This is a genomic window from Streptomyces desertarenae (genome assembly GCF_042681365.1).
Lineage (GTDB): Bacteria > Actinomycetota > Actinomycetes > Streptomycetales > Streptomycetaceae > Streptomyces > Streptomyces desertarenae.
This window is the reverse complement of the sequence record NZ_JBHUFU010000062.1, coordinates 1-525: the sequence shown is the minus strand read 5'-3', so window position 1 is coordinate 525 and position 525 is coordinate 1. Positions and strand designations below refer to the sequence as shown.

The following is a 525-nucleotide window of genomic DNA, read 5'->3' as shown; positions in this document are numbered from 1 at the left end:
AATGTACCGGGGCTAAAGCCACATACCGAAGACGCGGGTGCATGCTTGCATGCGCGGTAGCGGAGCGTTCCGTAAGCCTGTGAAGGTCAGCCGTGAGGCTGGCTGGAGGTATCGGAAGTGAGAATGCTGACATGAGTAGCGACAAAGAGTGTGAGAGACACTCTCGCCGAAAGTCCAAGGGTTCCTGCGTAAAGTTAATCTGCGCAGGGTTAGCCGGCCCCTAAGGCGAGGCCGAAAGCCGTAGTCGATGGGAACCACGTTAATATTCGTGGGCCAGTGGGAAGTGACGAACGCCGAAAGTTGTCTGGGCTTATTGGATTGTCCAGGCCGCGTAGGAGTTCCAGGAAATAGCTCCCACATTAGACCGTACCCTAAACCGACACAGGTGGACTGGTAGAGCATACCAAGGCGCTTGAGAGAACGATGCTGAAGGAACTCGGCAAATTGCCTCCGTAACTTCGGGAGAAGGAGGCCCCATGCTTGGGCAACCAGGTGTGGGGGGCACAGACCAGGGGGTAGCGACTG

The 525-nt window shown here is 56.6% G+C and carries 1 rRNA gene; it reads left to right on the top strand.

Going from position 1 to position 525, the window contains the following annotated elements:
• Positions 1-525 (top strand): 23S ribosomal RNA (locus tag ACFSJS_RS27970); the annotation flags it as partial.